Here is a 17,525-nt window from a genome sequence, read left to right on the forward strand (position 1 = left end):
AGTCGAGACAATGAAAAACTGGTTTAAAAGTGGCGCTCCCTGGGTTTGGTTAAACGGCGGTGCAGTGGCGCTTTGTATGGTGATGGTGGTGGGCTTGATAGGTCTGATTGCCATCCGTGGCTTTGGCCACTTTTGGCCTGCAGACGTGGTGCAGCTGACGGCCGTAGAGCGCGATGGTACAGAGCAGCAAGTGTTAGGCGAGATCGTCCGCTCTGAAGTCGTCCCGGCGGCCGTGGTGCGCGATAGCGGCTATGAAATCGCTCCTGAGCAAGAGTTGGTTACTCGCTATTTAATAAAACGAGGCAACCGCGACATAAGCGCGCGGGACTTTAACTGGTACCTCGAAGTCGGCATGAGCGAGTGGCAAAATCCGATCGATGCCATGGTGATTGAGCGCCGCGAGTGGGGTAATTTTTACGGCTACCCGGTATCGCTAAAAGAAAACGGCGACGTTATCGCGCGAGTACAAGACGCCGACTTTTGGCCTCAGGTGCAAGAGCGTATCGAACGCAGCCTGGATTTACACGATGAAATTAATCACCTCGAAAAAGTCGAGATCGGGCGAATCAACCACAAGTTAGAGCGTCTGCGGTTAGAGCGCCGCGGACTTGAGCTTGACGGCGTCGATGCTGCAACACTTGCTGCAGCCGATGCTGAGTTTGCCGCTGAGCGCGCTGAGTTAGACGAGCAATACCGCGTAGTAAAAGCCGAGCGCGATGAGTTGTATCGCCAGTTAAAGCGCGACACCTTAACGGCCGAAGTTATCGACGGCAGTGAGGTTACCATTACTCTGCAGAATATCGTGCGTTTAACACGCCCCAATGCCATGGGGGTATTTGCCAAAATGGGGCAATACCTTGAGCGTTTCTGGGAGTTTTTATCGGACGAGCCCCGCGAAGCGAACACTGAGGGCGGTATTTTTCCGGCGATTTTTGGCACGGTCACCATGGTGATTGTCATGTCCATTATTGTGACGCCGTTTGGTGTGTTGGCAGCCATTTATTTGCGGGAATACGCAAAGCAGGGGCCGGTACTGCGGATTATTCGTATCTCTGTCTATAACTTGGCGGGTGTTCCCTCCATCGTCTACGGTGTGTTCGGCTTGGGCTTTTTTGTCTACTTTTTAGGGGGGAGCCTCGACGAGTTATTTTATCGCGAGTCGCTCCCGGCGCCGACGTTTGGTACTCCAGGTTTGTTCTGGGCATCTTTGACCTTGGCGCTTTTGACCTTGCCGGTGGTGATTGTTTCTACCGAGGAGGGCTTATCGCGTATTCCCAGCACTATCCGGCAGGGCTCGTTGGCACTTGGCGCCACCAAGGCAGAAACCTTGTGGAAGGTCGTTGTGCCTCTGGCGACGCCGGCGATGATGACCGGTTTAATCCTGGCTATCGCCCGTGCTGCCGGTGAAGTGGCGCCACTGATGTTGGTTGGGGTGGTGAAGCTAGCGCCATCGTTGCCCATTGATGGCAATTACCCCTATGTGCATTTAGATCAAAAGATTATGCATCTGGGCTTTCATATTTACGATGTGGGTTTTCAAAGCCCTAACGTTGAGGCCGCCCGCCCGCTGGTATATGCCACTGCACTTACTCTGGTGCTGCTGATTATTGTCTTAAACCTGGCGGCCATCCGAATCCGTAACAGTCTGCGTGAAAAGTACCGCAGCGCATCCGATTGATAACGGGAGTGATATCATGTTAGAACAAACCGATGTTGTCGAGCACCGCGACGCGCCCGCGCCCAGCGCCGCTACAGCGAGCACGGATAGTCTATCCGGTGAGACCGGCGCACAGGCGCCAAACCATAAGCAGACCTTTGATCAGGCAGAACCATTAGCTATGGAAAACGAGAAAATCAAACTTGAAGTGGAAGGCCTAAAACTTTACTACGGTAATGATCAGGCGTTAAAAAATATTAGCCTGCAAATACCCGAAAAGAAGGTGACGGCGTTTATTGGCCCTTCAGGTTGTGGTAAGTCGACCTTGTTACGGTGCTTTAACCGTATGAATGATTTGGTGGATAGCTGCCGCATCGAAGGTAAAATTTTGCTCGATGGCGATAATATTTACGATCCGTCGGTCGATGTGGCCGAGCTGCGTCGTCAGGTGGGGATGGTGTTCCAAAAACCTAACCCATTTCCTAAGTCGATTTATGAAAACGTTGCTTATGGTCTGCGATTGCAGGGCGTTAAGTCTAAGCGCATACTCGACACCGTGGTTGAAAACTCTCTGCGCGGCGCAGCCCTGTGGGATGAAGTGAAAGATCGCTTGCACGACAACGCCTTTGGTTTGTCAGGGGGGCAGCAGCAACGTTTGGTGATTGCCCGGGCCATTGCCATTGAGCCAGAGGTTATCTTGTTGGATGAGCCTGCTTCGGCGCTCGACCCTATCTCGACACTCAAAATTGAAGAGCTAATCTACGAGTTGAAAGACAAATACACCATCGTTATTGTGACCCATAATATGCAACAGGCGGCGCGGGTATCCGATTACACAGCCTTCATGTATATGGGTGATCTGGTGGAAGTGGGCGATACTGACCGCCTCTTTACCAACCCGATTGAAAAACAGACAGAAGATTATATTACTGGCCGCTACGGCTAGTGTGAACGCAGAATTTGCTGCGTGTTAGCGGCGTTATTACGGAGAGACGGTTATGGCTATGGATATTACCAGTCATACACACCATATTTCCCAGCAATTTAACATTGAGCTGGACGATATCAAAACCCACCTGTCAGAGATGGGTGGCATGGCCGAGCGCCAGGTTAACGATGCCATTATGGCGATGATTGAGGTTGACCTGGATAAGGCCGAACAAGTGGTTCGCGGAGATCACAAAGTAAATTCAATGGAGGTCTCCATTGACGAAGAGTGCGTGCGCATTTTGGCTAAGCGTCAGCCAGCGGCCGGCGATTTGCGCCTGGTGATTGCTGTCACCAAGGCCATTACTGATCTTGAGCGCATTGGCGACGAGGCGGCGAAAATCGCCCGTCAGGCGATGGCGCTTGGGCGCGATGGTGCGGCACCTCGCGGCTATGTGGAGGTGCGCCATATTGGTGAGCATGTCTCGCGTATGCTACACGATGCACTGGACTCGTTTGCACGGCTGGATCTCGATGTTGCCTTGAAGGTTGTACAAACCGATCGCACCGTCGATATGGAATACAGCACAGCCATGCGAGAAATGATCACCTATATGATCGAAGACCCGCGTAGCATTACCCGGGTGCTCAACGTCATGTGGTCTCTGCGGGCGCTAGAGCGCATTGGCGACCATGCCCGCAATATTGCTCAGTACGTTGTGTACCTGGTGATGGGGGCCGATGTGCGTCACGGTAGTATTGAAGAGATTGAAGAGCAGATACTGCAGGAGCAAGACGACACCGGGGAATAAGGGCCGTTTTTGCGCGGGTTTTACATTGGGCGCCTCACGCGCTTTAATGACACTGTGCAAATAACAGAAGGAAGCATTTATGGCTCGTACCCCCTCCAATATGTTGCCACTGGGGACCACTCTGCCACAGGTAGAGCTCCCCGATGGGGCCGGTGATCTCTATAATATCAGCGCTAATCTCGGCACTAACGGCCTGGCCGTTATGTTTATCTGCAATCACTGCCCGTTTGTGCTGCATATTGCCGATTTTTTGGCGCCTCTGTCGCGTCAACTCTCCCAGCTGGGAATCGGCTGTGTCGCCATCAGCTCCAATGATGTCGTTAACCACCCGGAAGACTCTCCAGAATATATGGTAGCTTTTGCCGCCAAACACGACTTCCCTTTCCCTTACCTTTACGATGAGACACAAGCGGTGGCCAAGGCGTTTGAAGCGGCTTGTACTCCGGATTTTTATTTATTTGATGGCGATAAAAAACTCGTCTATCGCGGTCAGTTGGATAATTCCCGGCCCGGTAACGATGCGCCTGTTGATGGTCACGATTTACTGACTGCCGCCCATGCTCTGGCTCAGAAAGAGCCAATATCAACCGAGCAAAAGCCAAGTTTGGGTTGCAACATTAAATGGAAGGAATAGCGCTTGAAGGGAATCATAGCTCGCCTACTACTGTGTATAGTCGCGTTACTGGCGGTTAATAGTTTCGCACAGGATCCTGATGTCACCTTAAAAGATATCGTTGAGTCAAATGTACAGGCCGCGGAAGAAGCCGCGCAAATCCAACGCGAGCAGCCCATGTCAACGCCTTTGGGCGCGGTGCTTTTGATTCGTGATGCCGGGCTTCGCCAGCAGTGGGAGCGCATGGCCGAGTACGCTGACTTTCGCTACGTCGAGCCCGATGTTTTGGAGCAGGGACCCGGTAACCTGATGCGCAAGCTGGCCCTGATGTGGGAGCAGTACCAAATTTTTGAGCTGACTGCCATCAACGATACCGAAGAGGGTAACCTTAAAGATGGCCTGCCGCCGTACCGGGAGCTATTGGGTAGCCTCAACCAGGGCTCCGAGCAGTTTGACATTTTGTTGCAGCGCGTCCCCGACGCTAACGGCAATAAAGTCTGGAAAATATCCAACGCCACCGTGGCGCAAATCCCACAGATGTGGGACAACTTTGGCTACCCGCCTCAGCTAGAGCAACTGGAGCAGTGGCTGCCTGAGTTTCGTTTGTTTCATATGCGCAATTGGCAGGTGTTAATGCTGGTTGTGATTGTGGTAGCGGGTTGGTTGATAACGGCGCTTATCCGCTGGATCTTGCTAAAAATTGTCACTCATATCTCTATTTATGGCGACACCATGCAGCGGCTTATTCGGCAGCCGCTGCGACGTTTTTTGTTTTTTTGTTTCGTGAATTGGGCTGTATACCAGTTGGGCTTGCCGTTAAAAGTGCGAGTTATTTTTGATTCGGGATTTTTAGCGTACTTGGCCGGTATGTTTTTAGTGCTGGGTATTGTTGAGTTCTGGCATGCTGTATATATCGCCCGAGCGATGGCTAAAGATGAAAACTTCAGCCCCGGTTTTATTCGTCCATTAGTCACTATTGTAAAAATCCTTGTCATTATTTTTGCTGTACTGCTTTGGCTGCAAAACGCCGGCTACAATATGGCCACTATTTTGACGGGTTTGGGGATTGGTTCGTTGGCGGTGGCGTTGGCGGCGCAAAAAACTTTAGAGAATGTGTTTGGTGCGTTTACGCTGTTTATTGCCCGGCCCATCAAGCCGGGCGACTTCTGCCGTTTTGGCCCCATTTTGGGGACAGTGGAAGAGATTGGTTTGCGCTCTACGATGTTGCGTAAGCTGGACCGCACTTTGGTCAGTGTGCCCAACTCGATCTTTTCGGTAGAGGTGTTGGAGAATTTATCGAAAATCGATCAGAGGTTGTATCGCCAGAGTTTTTATTTGGCGACGGATGTAGAGGCCGGTAAGCTCGAGTCTTTATTGGCTGACATGAACTCGGTGCTCGAGCAGCACGAAAGGGTGTTGTTTGACGCCCGGCGGGTGCGTTTTGAACGTGTCGAGCGCGAAGGGTTTGTTGTACAGGCTAACGCCTACATCAATACCGATGACTACTCTGTGTTTTTGCAGGTGGCCGAGCAGCTGAATCTACAACTGCTGGCGGTGATCGAGCAGCACGACATTACCCTGGCGCGCTGGTTACCAGAGGTGGACGGCGCACGAGCTTAACAATCAGCCACGGCGCAATTCCCTCGCGACAGAACGCAAAAAGCCCCGACTCCTCGGGGCTTTTTGCGTTTACGCCTATAAGGTTAACCGGGCAGGTTAACTTTGTTGCTCGCGGGCGATGGCGCGGTAGGCGATATCGGTACGATAGTTCACCCCATTCCACTTAATACCGCTGGCAAGCTTGTAGGCGCGCTCTTGTGCCTCTTGCACGTTATTGCCCAGTGCGGTGGCGCACAGTACACGACCGCCGTTGGTGACAATGTCATCACCCTGACGGCTGGTGCCAGCGTGGAATACTTTCTCGCCAGCAGTTTCGGTGGTGGGCAGGCCGGAAATCGCATCGCCTTTATTGTAGCTGGCGGGATAGCCGCCGGCGGCTAGTACTACACCTACCGAGGCGCGCGGGTCCCACTCGACGCTGGCGCTGTTTAGCTCGCCTTTGAGGGCCGCGAGGCACAGCGCGACTAAATCAGATTTAAGACGCAGCATAATCGGCTGGGTTTCCGGGTCGCCAAAGCGGCAGTTGTATTCAATCACCTTGGGCGTACCAGATTCGTCAATCATTAAGCCCGCGTATAGAAAGCCGGTGTAGCGATTGCCTTCAGCGGCCATGCCTTTTACCGTTGGATAAATCACTTCATCCATAATACGTTGGTGTACTGCATCCGTGACAACCGGTGCGGGAGAGTAAGCGCCCATGCCGCCGGTATTGGGGCCGGTGTCGCCGTTGCCGGCGCGTTTGTGATCCTGGCTGGTGGCCATGGGCAATACGTTCTCGCCGTCGACCATCACGATAAAGCTCGCCTCTTCACCGCTGAGAAACTCTTCAATAACGACGCGACAACCGGCGTCACCAAAGGCGTTGCCCGATAGCATATCGCGTACGGCGTCTTCGGCTTGCTCAAGAGTCTCTGCCACAATAACGCCTTTACCGGCGGCCAAGCCGTCGGCTTTAACCACGATAGGAGCGCCTTTTTCACGTAAGTAGGCCAGTGCCGGCTCTACTTCGGTGAAGTTTTGATAGTCGGCGGTGGGAATTTGATGACGCTCTAAAAAGTCTTTGGTAAACGCTTTTGAGCCTTCCAGTTGTGCGGCACCTTTGCTGGGGCCAAAGCAGGCGAGATCGCGCTCGGTAAAATAATCGACCACGCCTTCAACCAAGGGCACTTCGGGGCCGACGATGGTCAGTGCGACTTCTTCGGCTTTAGCGAAGTCCGCCAGTGCGGCAAAGTCCAGTACATCAATATCGACATTTTTAAGTTTGTCGTCTAGCGCGGTACCGGCGTTACCGGGTGCGAGATAAACGGTTTCGACTTGCTGGCTTTGCGCCGCTTTCCAGGCCAGTGCATGCTCGCGGCCACCGCCGCCAATGATGAGAATATTCATTTTTTGGTACACGGTGAACGGGGAACGGAGTACGTTCCGGCGTTCTGCCGATCCTCCAGAATTTTGGTTGTCGTTAGTCGGGAGTCGGCTCCGTGAACCGTCTCCCGTTACCCGTCTTAGTGCCTAAAGTGTCGCATGCCGGTAAACACCATGGCGATGCCAGCTTCGTCGGCGGCGGCGATGACTTCCTCATCGCGCATGGAGCCACCTGGCTGGATTACCGCGGCGATACCTGCCGCCGCAGCGTTGTCGATACCGTCGCGAAACGGAAAGAACGCATCCGATGCCATCACCGAGCCGGGTACGGTAAGGCCGGCGTGCTCGGCTTTAATGCCGGCGATGCGCGCCGAGTTGACGCGGCTCATCTGGCCGGCACCAACGCCCACGGTTGCGCCGTCTTTGCCGTAGACAATGGCGTTAGACTTAACCATCTTTGCCACCTTCCAGGTGAACAACAGGTCACGCATTTGCGCTTCGGTGGGCACCTGTTTGGTCACCACTTTTAAGTCTGACTCGCTCACAGTGCCATTGTCTCGATCTTGCACTAACAGGCCACCGGCAACGCGTTTGTAATCGTAATCGGCGGGGCTGGTGCCCCATTCGCCACACTCTAACAAACGGACATTCTTTTTCGCGCTCACCGCCTCAATAGCAGCCGGCTCAATGCTTGGGGCGATAATCACCTCGACAAACTGCTTGTCCACAATGGCTTTGGCGGTAGCGGCGTCGAGCGGGCGGTTAAAAGCGATGATGCCGCCAAAGGATGACTCGGGGTCGGTAGCAAAAGCGCGTTCGTACGCCACTTGTAAAGAGTCGGCACTGGCTACGCCGCAGGGGTTGGCGTGCTTGACGATCACACAGGTCGGGGCGTCGAACAGTTTAACGGTTTCGAGCGCCGCGTCGGTGTCGGCAATATTGTTGTACGAGAGCTCTTTACCCTGCAGTTGTTTGCTGGTGGCAATGGTGCCGGGGGCCGGGTTTTTCTCGATAAAAAAGGCGCTTTTTTGGTGAGAGTTTTCACCGTAACGCAGAGTTTGGACCTGCTGAAACTGACTGTTAAAGGTGCGCGGGAAATCTTCGTTACCACCTTCGACCATGCGACCAAAATAATTGGCAATCGCGCCGTCATAGGCGGCGGTGTGCTCGTAAGCTTTAATCGCTAAATCAAAGCGGGTCTTGTGCGTGGTAGAGCCACCGTTGGCTGACATTTCGGCCAAAACTTTCTCGTAATCAGAGGCGTTAACCACGATGTTAACCCACGCGTGGTTTTTAGCCGCCGCGCGCACCATAGTCGGGCCGCCGATATCGATATTCTCGATGGCGTCTTCCAGGCTGCAGCCTTCTTTAGCTACGGTGTTTTCGAACGGGTAAAGGTTAACCACAACCATGTCGATGGTGCCAATACCGTGTTCACTCATAACGCTATCGTCTTGTCCGCGACGCGCCAGAATGCCACCGTGCACTTTGGGGTGCAGCGTTTTAACCCGGCCGTCCATCATCTCGGGGAAGCCGGTGTAATCGGACACTTCGACCGCGGGAATATCGCTGTCTTTAAGTAAGCGGTAAGTGCCGCCGGTAGAGAGAATTTCAACACCTTGCTGGTGCAGGGCGCGGGCAAAATCTACGATGCCTGTTTTGTCGGAGACGCTGATCAGGGCGCGTTTTACGGGCGCGAGGTCGGTAGTCATGGGGACGCTTCCAGTTGTGGTTAAGCTGAGGTCAAGATTAAAATCTTACAAATAAAAAAGGTGGCCCTGAGCCACCCTTGGGTGCCATGGGCACCAGCGCTTAGCGTTTACAGTAAACCGTATTGCTTAAGCTTTTTGCGCAAGGTGCCACGGTTTAAGCCCAGCGCTTGTGCGGCGCGAGTTTGGTTGTGACGGGTGTATTTTAATACCACCTCAAGCAAAGGTGCTTCGACCTCGGCCATCACCATGTCGTAGACATTGCTCACAGGCTGTCCGTCTAAGTGCTGGAAGTAATTTTCCATAGCCTGCTCGACACTGCCGCGCAGCGATTGTGCCTGCGTAGCGGGTGCCTGTGGTGCTTGCGTGCTCAGTGACTCTTTGGGAGTAATGGACGCTTCGGTGATAAAAGTTTCTACTGAATTCATGCCGCTTTTTCCTCTCTTTCTAACAGTTGTTCGAAGTAGTCCCGAACACTGGCATATTGATCTTGGGCGTTTTCTAACTGGTTGAACGTGGCGCGAAACGGCCCGCTATCGGGCAGAGTTTGCAGGTACCAGCCGAGGTGCTTACGCGAAATGCGCGGCCCCATGACCGGCCCGTAAAATTCGGCCAGTTCTCCCAAATGGGTACAAAGAATATCCCTGATGTCAGTCAGGGGTGGTTCAGCTAACAGTTCACCAGTACGTAGGTAGTGGTCAATCTGTCGAAAAATCCAAGGGCGCCCTTGAGCGGCGCGTCCTATCATGACGGCTTGCGCACCAGTGTGTTGCAGCACTTGTTGTGCTTTGGGCGCACTGTCGATATCGCCATTGCACAGCACCGGAATCGATACGTTTTGCACAACTTGTGCAATGGTGTCGTACTCGGCCTGGCCACCAAAGCGGCAGGCTCGGGTGCGGCCGTGAACGGCCAGCGCTTGTATGCCGCTGTCTTCGGCGAGCCGGGCGATGGTCACGGCGTTGCGTTGCTCGGGGCTCCATCCGGTACGTATCTTTAGAGTCACCGGCACATCGACAGCGCTGACCACGGCATGCAGTATGTCGGCGACTAATGCTTCGTCGCGCAACAGGGCAGAGCCGGCGGCTTTTTTGCAGACTTTTTTGGCCGGGCACCCCATATTGATATCAATGATCTGGGCGCCGTTATCTACATTAAGGCGGGCGGCATCGGCCATCATGGCCGGATCGGCGCCGGCTATTTGCACGGCTATTGGCCCGGTTTCACCCCGGTGATCTAAGCGCTGTCGGCTCTTGCGGCTATGCCAGAGCGACGCGTCAGAGGTGACCATTTCTGAGATCGCAAGCCCCGCTCCCTGTTGCCGGCAAAGCTGGCGAAAGGGGCGATCGGTTACGCCTGCCATAGGCGCCAGAATCACTGGTGCATCGATGTGATAGGGGCCAATCTGGAGCATTGTCAACTACCTTACCGACAGTTCTGCGTATAGCGATTCATTAAATTTCTAGCGGCAGGGCCGGTCGAAAAAGGCTGGCTATGATACCTTTTTGCAACCGGATTGGGAACGCAGATTTCGCACAGATTGGCTTTTTTTTAAGCGAACTTTGGACTTTAATCCCGGTGCCTGAATCCTCTAAGGAATAACCAAGCTGTAATTGATAGCGTTTGCGCCTGGATCGGCCAGCTCAAGGCTTAGGTGTACGGGTTGGTTGGGGGGCATAATCGAGCGTCCACTAAGCTCACCTCGCAGGTATTCCTTTGGGGTAAAGCGGCGCGAGGCCACGGGCTTGTCGTTAATGTCACTAAAAGAAAGCTGTAGTGCGGGGTAGGGCTGCTCGAACTCGGCGTCGTTGAGAATAATGGCGTCGACCATTAAGGCGTCGCTGCGCTCTGGGTGCTGGCGTACTACCAGGTTATAAGCGCGGACCTTAGATGTGTCACGCAGGATGGGCAATTGGCAGCCAAGCACTTGGCAGGCGCTTTGGTAATAACTGCGGTAGGGCTCAATGCGGCTAAAGCGATCCACTTGTAACCAAGCCACTTGCGCCGCCAGAGCAAGAGTCGCCAGGACACACAAACTGCCCCACAGCACGCGCTTGCGCCAGGGGCGATGATGGGCGCTGGCCATTTCGACTGGTTCTGGATCGATACCCATTAACAGCGCGCTGCGCTCGCTGTCGTAGGCACGTAAGTGTCCGGCAAATGCGTTGTGTTCCGGGTCGCTGTCGTCTGGCGCGTCTGAGCGGTCGGCCTTAATGGCGCCCTCGTCTGCGGGGTCGTCCAGCAGGGCAGTGTCCAGCTCGTAACTTTCTGTTGCAAAATTATCTGGCTCATAGTCGTCTGCTTTGCTGCCGCCGTATTCGTCGTACGTCTGCGGGAGCTCATCGTAATCGTTGTCTTCGGGCTGTGACTCGTCATTGTGCTCCGGGTCGCCTGGTTCAAAGCTTACCGACGGCGTTTCACGGGTGATGCTGAGTGGGTTGTCGAATGTGTTGATGTTTTCGCGGCGGCGGGTATCCTCCGGCGAGTCTTCTTCCAGCAGGCTTTCGGCCCAGGATTCGTCGCTGTCATCGACAAATTCGTCCTGCTGTTGTGGTTTTTGGCGCTCAAACAGCGAGTGATCGTTAGTGCTTGGGGCGACGTATAGGTGCGCATCGCCTGAGGAGGGAGGCGCGCCCATGTCGTCGCTGATTAAGATATCGTCATCGAGCTCGCTTTCGAGGTCGATTTGCGCTTGATCAAAACGCAGTAGGCCGCCTGATTCGTTTTTGCTGTCGGCCTCTGAGGTTTCTGGCGCGGGTGCCTCCGAAAGCTCGCTTGCGGCGTCGGGCTCGCTGGGCGGGGCGGCGCCCTGGCTCTGAGTTTCATCGGCCGTTGGGAGTGTTGCCGCCGGTGTGATATCGGGTTCCACCGGGTGCTCGGGCTCTGTCGCCGTACTGGTGAGATTTTCTTGAGGGGCGGCGGGTTGGCTAATCGCCGGTTCAGGGTTTGGCACCGGCTCATCGCTAATGGGTAGTTGCGCCTGGGTCGGGCCGGGCGCCTGCGGGGTGCGCTTGGCAGGTTTACTACGGCTTTCAATTGGCTTGGGGGTGCCGCCGTCGATAAGGTTGTGCTCGGCGTTAAAGATATGCAGGCACGAGCCGCAGCGCACAGCGCCGCGGGCTTTTTGAATTTGCGCAGGCGTAATCCGGAATGACGTACTGCATTGCGGGCAGCGAGTAACCAATTGGGTCATAGCAAACGCGTTTTCCTTGCTGTCACGGGAGAGCTTTCCCGAGCACACTCTAGGGGCAGTTTAGTCGCAAAGCCTGCACGGGTAAATGCGCCACAGTTTAGCGGCTTTTGGTGCCGGTAATACGGACCCATTCGTCTTTTTGTGCGATCGGATCAAACTCAAAATCGTCGCTGTAGGCGGCCATTACGGCTTCGGCTTGTGTCGCCAAAATGCCTGATAAGCATATTTTTCCGCCAGGGCGGGTGAGTCCCGACAGTTGCGGCGCAAGCTCGGCGAGAGGCCCGGCCAGAATGTTGGCGAGCACAATATCCACCTGATCGGACGGGGCTTTGGGGGGCAAGTACACGGGCATGGCGTTCTCGGCCAAATGGTTACGCTGTGCGTTATCACTGGTGGCGATCAATGCTTGTGGGTCGATGTCGACACCCACTACGTGGCGCGCGCCCAATTTTAACGCGGCGATGCCCAAGATACCTGAGCCGCAGCCGTAGTCCACGAGGGTTAAGTCTTCCAGTGGTTGCTGGTCCAGCCACTGCATGCATAAAAAAGTCGTGGGGTGGGTACCGGTGCCAAACGCTAAGCCCGGATCCAGCAGGATGTTGACCTTGTTGGGTTCAGGGGGCGCAATCCAGCTGGGGCAAATCCACAGGCGCTCGCCGCAGCAGATAGGATGATAGTTGCTCATCCATTCCCGTTCCCAGTCTTTATCCTCCAGTTGTTCCCACTGGTACGCGGGCAACTCAGAGTTTAAAGCGTTATGGATTTCGTTGGTGGTGGTGCGGGTATCGATACTGGCGTCAAACAGTCCGGTTATGCGTACTTGATCCCACAGCGGGGTCTCGCCAAGTCCGGGCTCTAAAATTGGCTGGTCGGCATTGTCCTGCAGCGTGACCGAAACAGCGCCGGCGTCCAGTAGGGCATCTTCGAGCTTTGGAGCCTGCTCGCGCACCGTATTAACTTTGATTTGTAACCAGGGCATGGGAATCCGAAAACGTAGGGCCCGACGGGTGCCGGGCCCCGCAGAGTTAACCTTCGAGTTTTTTCTCGAGGTAGTGAATATTAACACCGCCTTCACGGAAGGCTGGGTCGCGTACTAAACGCTGCTGCAGCGGAATGTTGGTGCGAATACCGTCGATAACGGTTTCTTCCAACGCGTTGCGCATACGGTTGAGGGCGATGGTGCGATCTTCACCGTGGGTAATGATCTTGGCGATCATCGAATCGTAGTTAGGCGGTACGGTGTAGCCGCTGTACAGGTGGGAGTCTACCCGTACGCCAAAGCCGCCCGGGGCGTGAAAATTGTTGATGGTGCCAGGGCAGGGCATAAAGGTTTTGGGGTCTTCGGCGTTGATACGACACTCAAACGCGTGCCCGCGAATCACCACATCTTCTTGCTTGATCGAGAGTTTCTCGCCGGCGCAAACGCGAATTTGCTCGCGAATAATGTCGACGCCAGTAACCATCTCGGTAACCGGGTGCTCCACCTGAACACGAGTGTTCATCTCGATAAAGTAAAAGCGGCCGTCTTCGTACAAAAACTCAAAGGTGCCCGCGCCTTTATAGCCGATATCGATACAGGCCTTGACGCAGGCGGCAGCGGTGGATTCGCGAATGTCGTCGGGAATGCCCGGAGCCGGCGCTTCTTCCAGTACTTTTTGGTGGCGACGCTGCAGCGAACAGTCGCGATCACCCAGGTGGATGGCGCTGCCCTGGCCGTCGGACAGAACCTGAATCTCGACGTGACGAGGGTTCTGCAGGAATTTCTCCATGTAGACGGTGTCATCACCAAACGCGCTTTTCGCTTCATTTTGGGTGATTTGGATCGAGCTCATCAGCGACGCTTCTGAGTGGACGACGCGCATGCCACGGCCACCGCCACCAGCGGCTGCCTTAATAATAATGGGGTAGCCAATGCGCTTGGCGGTAGCTTGGCAAGCGGCACTATCTTTAGAGTCCAGCGGGCCATCAGAGCCAGGTACAGTAGGTACGCCGGCCTCTTTCATGGCGACAATGGCCGCGACTTTATCGCCCATGGTGCGGATAACGTCCGGGTCTGGGCCAATAAAAACGAAGCCGCTCTTTTGCACTTGCTCGGCAAAGTCGGCATTTTCGGCCAAAAAGCCGTAGCCTGGGTGAACCGCAATTGACTCGGTCACTTCCATAGCGCTGATAATCGCCGGGATGTTCAGGTAGCTTTGGGGTGATGGGTTCGGCCCGATGCAGACCGACTCGTCGGCCAGTCGCACGTGCTTTAAGTCACGGTCAACCTGCGAGTGCACGGCAACGGTTTTAATGCCCATTTCTTTACAGGCGCGCAAGATCCGCAGGGCAATCTCGCCGCGGTTTGCAATTAGTATTTTCTCAAACATGACACCAACTCCTCGTGTTTAACGGCGCAATGCGCCTAACAGCTGTGCTTAACGATCGTGGTTAAACGATGGTTACCAAGGGTTGGTCAAACTCTACGGGCTCGCCGTCTTCTACCAAAATGGCTTCGATAATGCCTGATTTGTCGGCTTCAATTTGATTCATCATCTTCATCGCTTCAATGATGCAGACAACATCGCCGGCTTTAACCTGTTTGCCTACTTCCACAAACGATGGCGAGCCTGGGCTGGGTGAGCGATAGAAAGTACCGACCATGGGGGATTTGAGCGCGTGACCGGCAGGGCCTTCGGCCTCAGCTGCCACAGGCGCCGGGGCTGGAGCGGCTGCAGGAGCGGGCGCGGGCGCCGCTGCGGGGGCGTAGACCTGTTGTGGTTGCGCGGCAGCGGCGTGGGTAGAGTTACGGCTGATGCGTACTGACTCTTCGCCTTCTTTAATTTCCAGCTCACCGATGTCAGACTCTTCGAGTAGCTCAATCAGTTTTTTAATTTTACGAATGTCCATGTGATCCTCTCTTATGTACCGGATTCAATTTAAACAAATAGGTTTACGACGAGCTGCGAGACAGTGCTGCCGTTAGCGCCAGCTCGTAGCCCTGAGCGCCAAGGCCGCAAATCACGCCCTCGGCAATATCAGAAAAATAAGATGTGTGACGAAACTCTTCGCGTTTATAAACGTTGGAGATGTGTACCTCGATAAACGGAATCCCCACGGCCAACAGCGCATCGCGCAGGGCGACGCTGGTGTGCGTAAACGCGGCGGGGTTGATAATAATAAAGTCCACGCCCTCGTTGCGCGCTTCGTGTACGCGGTCTATAAGTTCGTACTCGGCGTTGCTTTGCAGGCTTAGCAAATGGTGGCCTTGCTCAAGGCAAATATCACTGAGGCGGTTATTGATGTCGGAGAGTGTGGTGGCTCCGTAGACGCCCGGCTCACGAGTACCCAGTAAATTAAGATTGGGGCCGTGTAACACCAGTATGCTCGCCATGAGGAATCCTATGCTGCCTGTGCCAATGATAGGCGGGAGCTGTTCTCCCAGCCGAGTATAAGGCGCGAGTTTGCCGCAAAAAAGCTGATGTGTCCATGATGTGCCGGTATTTTTCTCGAAATCCCGAAAAATGTCGACACGTTTGCGGCCGTTAGTAGGTATTTGTCGGAAGCTGACTGTTTGTTGTCCGGCTTAAGGGCTAAGTTTTGACACGATAGGGGCAGTAACCCTCGGAATGGCGTCCACTTGGTGCAAAGTTGAACATCTTCGTCTAATTTGCAGCTAACGTCGCCCAATGGGCGGTTTAATTGCTATAGGCAGCCGAAAACTCATCCAGCAAGTGCTTTTTACGGAGCAACTGCGGCAAAATGACGGCTTTGCCCGGTGTATCGGGTGCAAACCATAAATAAAGAGGTACGCCGCTGCGGTCGTACTCTTGCAGTAGCGCCGTGATTGCTGGGTCGCCATTGGTCCAATCACCTTTTAAGGTGGCGATGTTATGGGTTTTAAACGCCCCGGTTATCTCGGCGGTACTCAGTACCACCGCCTCGTTGGTTAAACAGGTGACGCACCAATCGGCGGTTAGGTTGACGAAAACCCCACGGCCCTCGCGGCGCAATTTCGTCAGTGCGTCGGCGCTGTAGGGCTGCCAGTGGCTGGTGCTATCCGTTGTTGCGGGCTGAGTTTTGAGGCTGGCCACGGGCAATATCAGCGCGAATGCTACCACAGCGATGGCAAGCAGGTTGATGGCTATTTTTGCTGTGCAGCGCGCTGGCCGGTGTTGGCGCAACCAAAGAGCAAAGCTAAACAGTAGGGCACCCAGCAGAATGATGATAATGCCGTCGCTGCCAGTCTGATGTCCGAGCACCCAAAGTAGCCATAGCGCCGTGAGGTAAATCGGAAACGCGAGCAATTGCTTCAGGGTGTCCATCCAGGGGCCTGGAGCTGGCAAGTGCCGAATCAGGCGCGGGGCATAGCACAGCAATAGCAGCGGTAGTGCCATGCCAAAGCCCAGCGCGATAAACACCAATAATGCGATAGGGGCGGGCTGGGTCAGGGCATAGCCCAGGGCTACTCCCATAAAAGGCGCGGTGCAAGGGCTGGCAACGACGGCGGCCAGAACGCCGGTAAAAAACGAGCCAGATAAGCCCTGGCTCTGGGTTAGCCGCTGGCCGACCCCCATTAGGCTGCTGCCCATGTCTATTAGCCCGGATAACACCAACCCCATTAAGACAAATAGGTAAACCAGTGCGGCGATGACCAGAGGGGACTGTAGCTGAAACCCCCAGCCGGCTGCTTCGCCACTGGCACGGGCCACGAGCAGCAAACAGGCAAAAGCGGCGAAGCTCACTAAGATGCCGGCGGTGTAGGCCCAGCCGTGATGGTGGGCGCTCTGGCGATTGGCCCCGGTAAGGCTTAACACCTTAATAGAAAGCACGGGAAACACGCAGGGCATTAAATTAAGAATCACCCCGCCGGCCAGTGCCAGCGCTAATATGGCCCACAATCCGCGGTTGTTGGCAGCTGTCGTGGGGGGCGTGGTGCCCCCGTCGCTTGCGCCAAGGTTAAAAGTGTCGGCCGTAATTGCGTCGGCGGACTCTTCGGCCGGGTCGATACGCAAATAATCGTCATAGGGGGGGTAACACAGGCCGGCTTCGGCGCAGCCCTGCGACTGAACCTTAAGGTTAAATGGCCTGGTGTCGGCCGGTAGGGGCAAGGTTAACGTGGCTGAGCCAAAGTGCAGCGCCATATTTTTTTCAAAGTACTCGTCGTACTTCTCGACGCTTTCGGAAAATCTTGGTGCCAGCTCGCGGCCCGCGTCAGTCGTAAGCTTAAAGCTTTGCTGATAAAGGTAGTAGCCCGGCTCGATATCCCAGTGCAGGATAAGCGAGCCATCTCTCACCCAGCTGCTTAGCATGTAGGCTTCGGTAACCGGTAAAAACTCGGGTTCGGCCTCTTGTTTAGAGCTGCCTAGAGAGAGGCCATTAGCGGGGCTGGCCGATTTTGGCGGGACCAATTCGAGGCTGTCGGCGCTATAGGCTAGCGCCGACATGCACAGAGCGAGTAACAATAACAACTGGCGGGCGGTGGCCAAGGTGAAGCAGCGGGTTAAGGTGTCAGTCATTACGTGGTGTCAGCTCGCAAACAGAGAATCGAATGAATTTGGTCGCCTATTCTCGCGCCGGTCGCGATCTTTTACAAATATCTCGACCCGGATGCTGGCAACAGGCGTCAGACCGCTCGGCTGGGGCGTGGTTC

The 17,525-nt window shown here is 54.8% G+C and carries 15 protein-coding genes; 5 read left to right on the top strand and 10 right to left on the bottom strand.

The window, feature by feature from the left end; all coding sequences use genetic code 11:
- The first annotated feature begins 10 nt into the window (after window positions 1-10).
- From pstA to SD69_RS06240, 5 genes are all read left to right on the top strand, one after another.
- Window positions 11-1,678 (top strand): phosphate ABC transporter permease PstA, encoded by a 1,668-nt coding sequence (gene pstA, locus SD69_RS06220; protein ID WP_041522527.1) that lies wholly within the window; start codon window positions 11-13, stop codon window positions 1,676-1,678.
- A 16-nt stretch (window positions 1,679-1,694) separates the two neighbouring features.
- Window positions 1,695-2,603 (top strand): phosphate ABC transporter ATP-binding protein PstB, encoded by a 909-nt coding sequence (gene pstB / locus SD69_RS06225; RefSeq protein WP_041522528.1) that lies wholly within the window; start codon window positions 1,695-1,697, stop codon window positions 2,601-2,603.
- Between the two features lie 58 nt (window positions 2,604-2,661).
- Window positions 2,662-3,396: a phosphate signaling complex protein PhoU gene (phoU, locus tag SD69_RS06230; protein ID WP_041524500.1), complete on the top strand. Its 735-nt coding sequence runs from the start codon at window positions 2,662-2,664 to the stop codon at window positions 3,394-3,396.
- 79 nt (window positions 3,397-3,475) lie between these two features.
- Window positions 3,476-4,030 (top strand): thioredoxin family protein, encoded by a 555-nt coding sequence (locus SD69_RS06235; protein WP_041522529.1) that lies wholly within the window; start codon window positions 3,476-3,478, stop codon window positions 4,028-4,030.
- Window positions 4,031-4,033: 3 nt separating this feature from the next.
- Complete coding sequence (locus tag SD69_RS06240) at window positions 4,034-5,629, top strand: mechanosensitive ion channel family protein (protein ID WP_041522530.1); 1,596 nt, start codon at window positions 4,034-4,036, stop codon at window positions 5,627-5,629.
- A gap of 96 nt (window positions 5,630-5,725) precedes the next feature.
- Here SD69_RS06240 and purD read toward each other — a convergent pair whose 3' ends face one another.
- The 10 genes from purD to SD69_RS06290 form a co-directional block, all read right to left on the bottom strand.
- Window positions 5,726-7,015: a phosphoribosylamine--glycine ligase gene (gene purD, locus SD69_RS06245; protein WP_041522531.1), complete on the bottom strand. Its 1,290-nt coding sequence runs from the start codon at window positions 7,013-7,015 to the stop codon at window positions 5,726-5,728.
- A gap of 116 nt (window positions 7,016-7,131) precedes the next feature.
- A complete protein-coding gene (purH, locus tag SD69_RS06250) occupies window positions 7,132-8,703 on the bottom strand; it encodes a bifunctional phosphoribosylaminoimidazolecarboxamide formyltransferase/IMP cyclohydrolase (RefSeq protein ID WP_041522532.1) in 1,572 nt (523 codons plus the stop codon).
- A gap of 107 nt (window positions 8,704-8,810) precedes the next feature.
- The gene (fis, locus tag SD69_RS06255) at window positions 8,811-9,128 is read right to left on the bottom strand and encodes a DNA-binding transcriptional regulator Fis (protein WP_041522533.1); all 318 of its coding nucleotides are present in this window, start codon (window positions 9,126-9,128) and stop codon (window positions 8,811-8,813) included.
- The gene (dusB, locus tag SD69_RS06260) at window positions 9,125-10,114 is read right to left on the bottom strand and encodes a tRNA dihydrouridine synthase DusB (protein WP_157471623.1); all 990 of its coding nucleotides are present in this window, start codon (window positions 10,112-10,114) and stop codon (window positions 9,125-9,127) included. Before dusB ends, fis begins: the two co-directional genes overlap by 4 nt.
- 177 nt (window positions 10,115-10,291) lie before the next feature.
- Window positions 10,292-11,893 (bottom strand): DUF3426 domain-containing protein, encoded by a 1,602-nt coding sequence (locus tag SD69_RS06265; protein ID WP_041522535.1) that lies wholly within the window; start codon window positions 11,891-11,893, stop codon window positions 10,292-10,294.
- A gap of 97 nt (window positions 11,894-11,990) precedes the next feature.
- The gene (gene prmA, locus SD69_RS06270) at window positions 11,991-12,872 is read right to left on the bottom strand and encodes a 50S ribosomal protein L11 methyltransferase (RefSeq protein WP_041522536.1); all 882 of its coding nucleotides are present in this window, start codon (window positions 12,870-12,872) and stop codon (window positions 11,991-11,993) included.
- 46 nt (window positions 12,873-12,918) lie between these two features.
- Window positions 12,919-14,262, bottom strand: a complete 1,344-nt coding sequence (accC, locus tag SD69_RS06275) for an acetyl-CoA carboxylase biotin carboxylase subunit (RefSeq protein ID WP_041522537.1) — start codon at window positions 14,260-14,262, stop codon at window positions 12,919-12,921.
- Window positions 14,263-14,323: 61 nt separating this feature from the next.
- A complete protein-coding gene (accB, locus tag SD69_RS06280) occupies window positions 14,324-14,782 on the bottom strand; it encodes an acetyl-CoA carboxylase biotin carboxyl carrier protein (RefSeq protein WP_041522538.1) in 459 nt (152 codons plus the stop codon).
- 43 nt (window positions 14,783-14,825) lie between these two features.
- On the bottom strand, window positions 14,826-15,266 hold the full coding sequence (gene aroQ / locus SD69_RS06285; RefSeq protein WP_041522539.1) for a type II 3-dehydroquinate dehydratase: 441 nt from the start codon (window positions 15,264-15,266) through the stop codon (window positions 14,826-14,828).
- A 304-nt stretch (window positions 15,267-15,570) separates the two neighbouring features.
- Window positions 15,571-17,391, bottom strand: coding sequence for a protein-disulfide reductase DsbD family protein (locus SD69_RS06290; RefSeq protein WP_052480933.1), 1,821 nt, complete (start codon window positions 17,389-17,391; stop codon window positions 15,571-15,573).
- Window positions 17,392-17,525: the final 134 nt, after the last annotated feature.

This window comes from Gilvimarinus agarilyticus (assembly GCF_000832015.1).
Classification (GTDB): domain Bacteria; phylum Pseudomonadota; class Gammaproteobacteria; order Pseudomonadales; family Cellvibrionaceae; genus Gilvimarinus; species Gilvimarinus agarilyticus.

Bases quoted from the DNA above. Each gene is read 5' to 3' on its own strand.
- pstA (WP_041522527.1), top strand. From the start codon at position 11: ATGAAAAACTGGTTTAAAAGTGGCGCTCCCTGGGTTTGGTTAAACGGC.
- pstB (WP_041522528.1), top strand. From the start codon at position 1,695: ATGTTAGAACAAACCGATGTTGTCGAGCACCGCGACGCGCCCGCGCCC.
- phoU (WP_041524500.1), top strand. From the start codon at position 2,662: ATGGATATTACCAGTCATACACACCATATTTCCCAGCAATTTAACATT.
- SD69_RS06235 (WP_041522529.1), top strand. From the start codon at position 3,476: ATGGCTCGTACCCCCTCCAATATGTTGCCACTGGGGACCACTCTGCCA.
- purD (WP_041522531.1), bottom strand. From the start codon at position 7,015: ATGAATATTCTCATCATTGGCGGCGGTGGCCGCGAGCATGCACTGGCC.
- purH (WP_041522532.1), bottom strand. From the start codon at position 8,703: ATGACTACCGACCTCGCGCCCGTAAAACGCGCCCTGATCAGCGTCTCC.
- fis (WP_041522533.1), bottom strand. From the start codon at position 9,128: ATGAATTCAGTAGAAACTTTTATCACCGAAGCGTCCATTACTCCCAAA.
- dusB (WP_157471623.1), bottom strand. From the start codon at position 10,114: ATGCTCCAGATTGGCCCCTATCACATCGATGCACCAGTGATTCTGGCG.
- SD69_RS06265 (WP_041522535.1), bottom strand. From the start codon at position 11,893: ATGACCCAATTGGTTACTCGCTGCCCGCAATGCAGTACGTCATTCCGG.
- prmA (WP_041522536.1), bottom strand. From the start codon at position 12,872: ATGCCCTGGTTACAAATCAAAGTTAATACGGTGCGCGAGCAGGCTCCA.
- accC (WP_041522537.1), bottom strand. From the start codon at position 14,262: ATGTTTGAGAAAATACTAATTGCAAACCGCGGCGAGATTGCCCTGCGG.
- accB (WP_041522538.1), bottom strand. From the start codon at position 14,782: ATGGACATTCGTAAAATTAAAAAACTGATTGAGCTACTCGAAGAGTCT.
- aroQ (WP_041522539.1), bottom strand. From the start codon at position 15,266: ATGGCGAGCATACTGGTGTTACACGGCCCCAATCTTAATTTACTGGGT.
- SD69_RS06290 (WP_052480933.1), bottom strand. From the start codon at position 17,391: ATGACTGACACCTTAACCCGCTGCTTCACCTTGGCCACCGCCCGCCAG.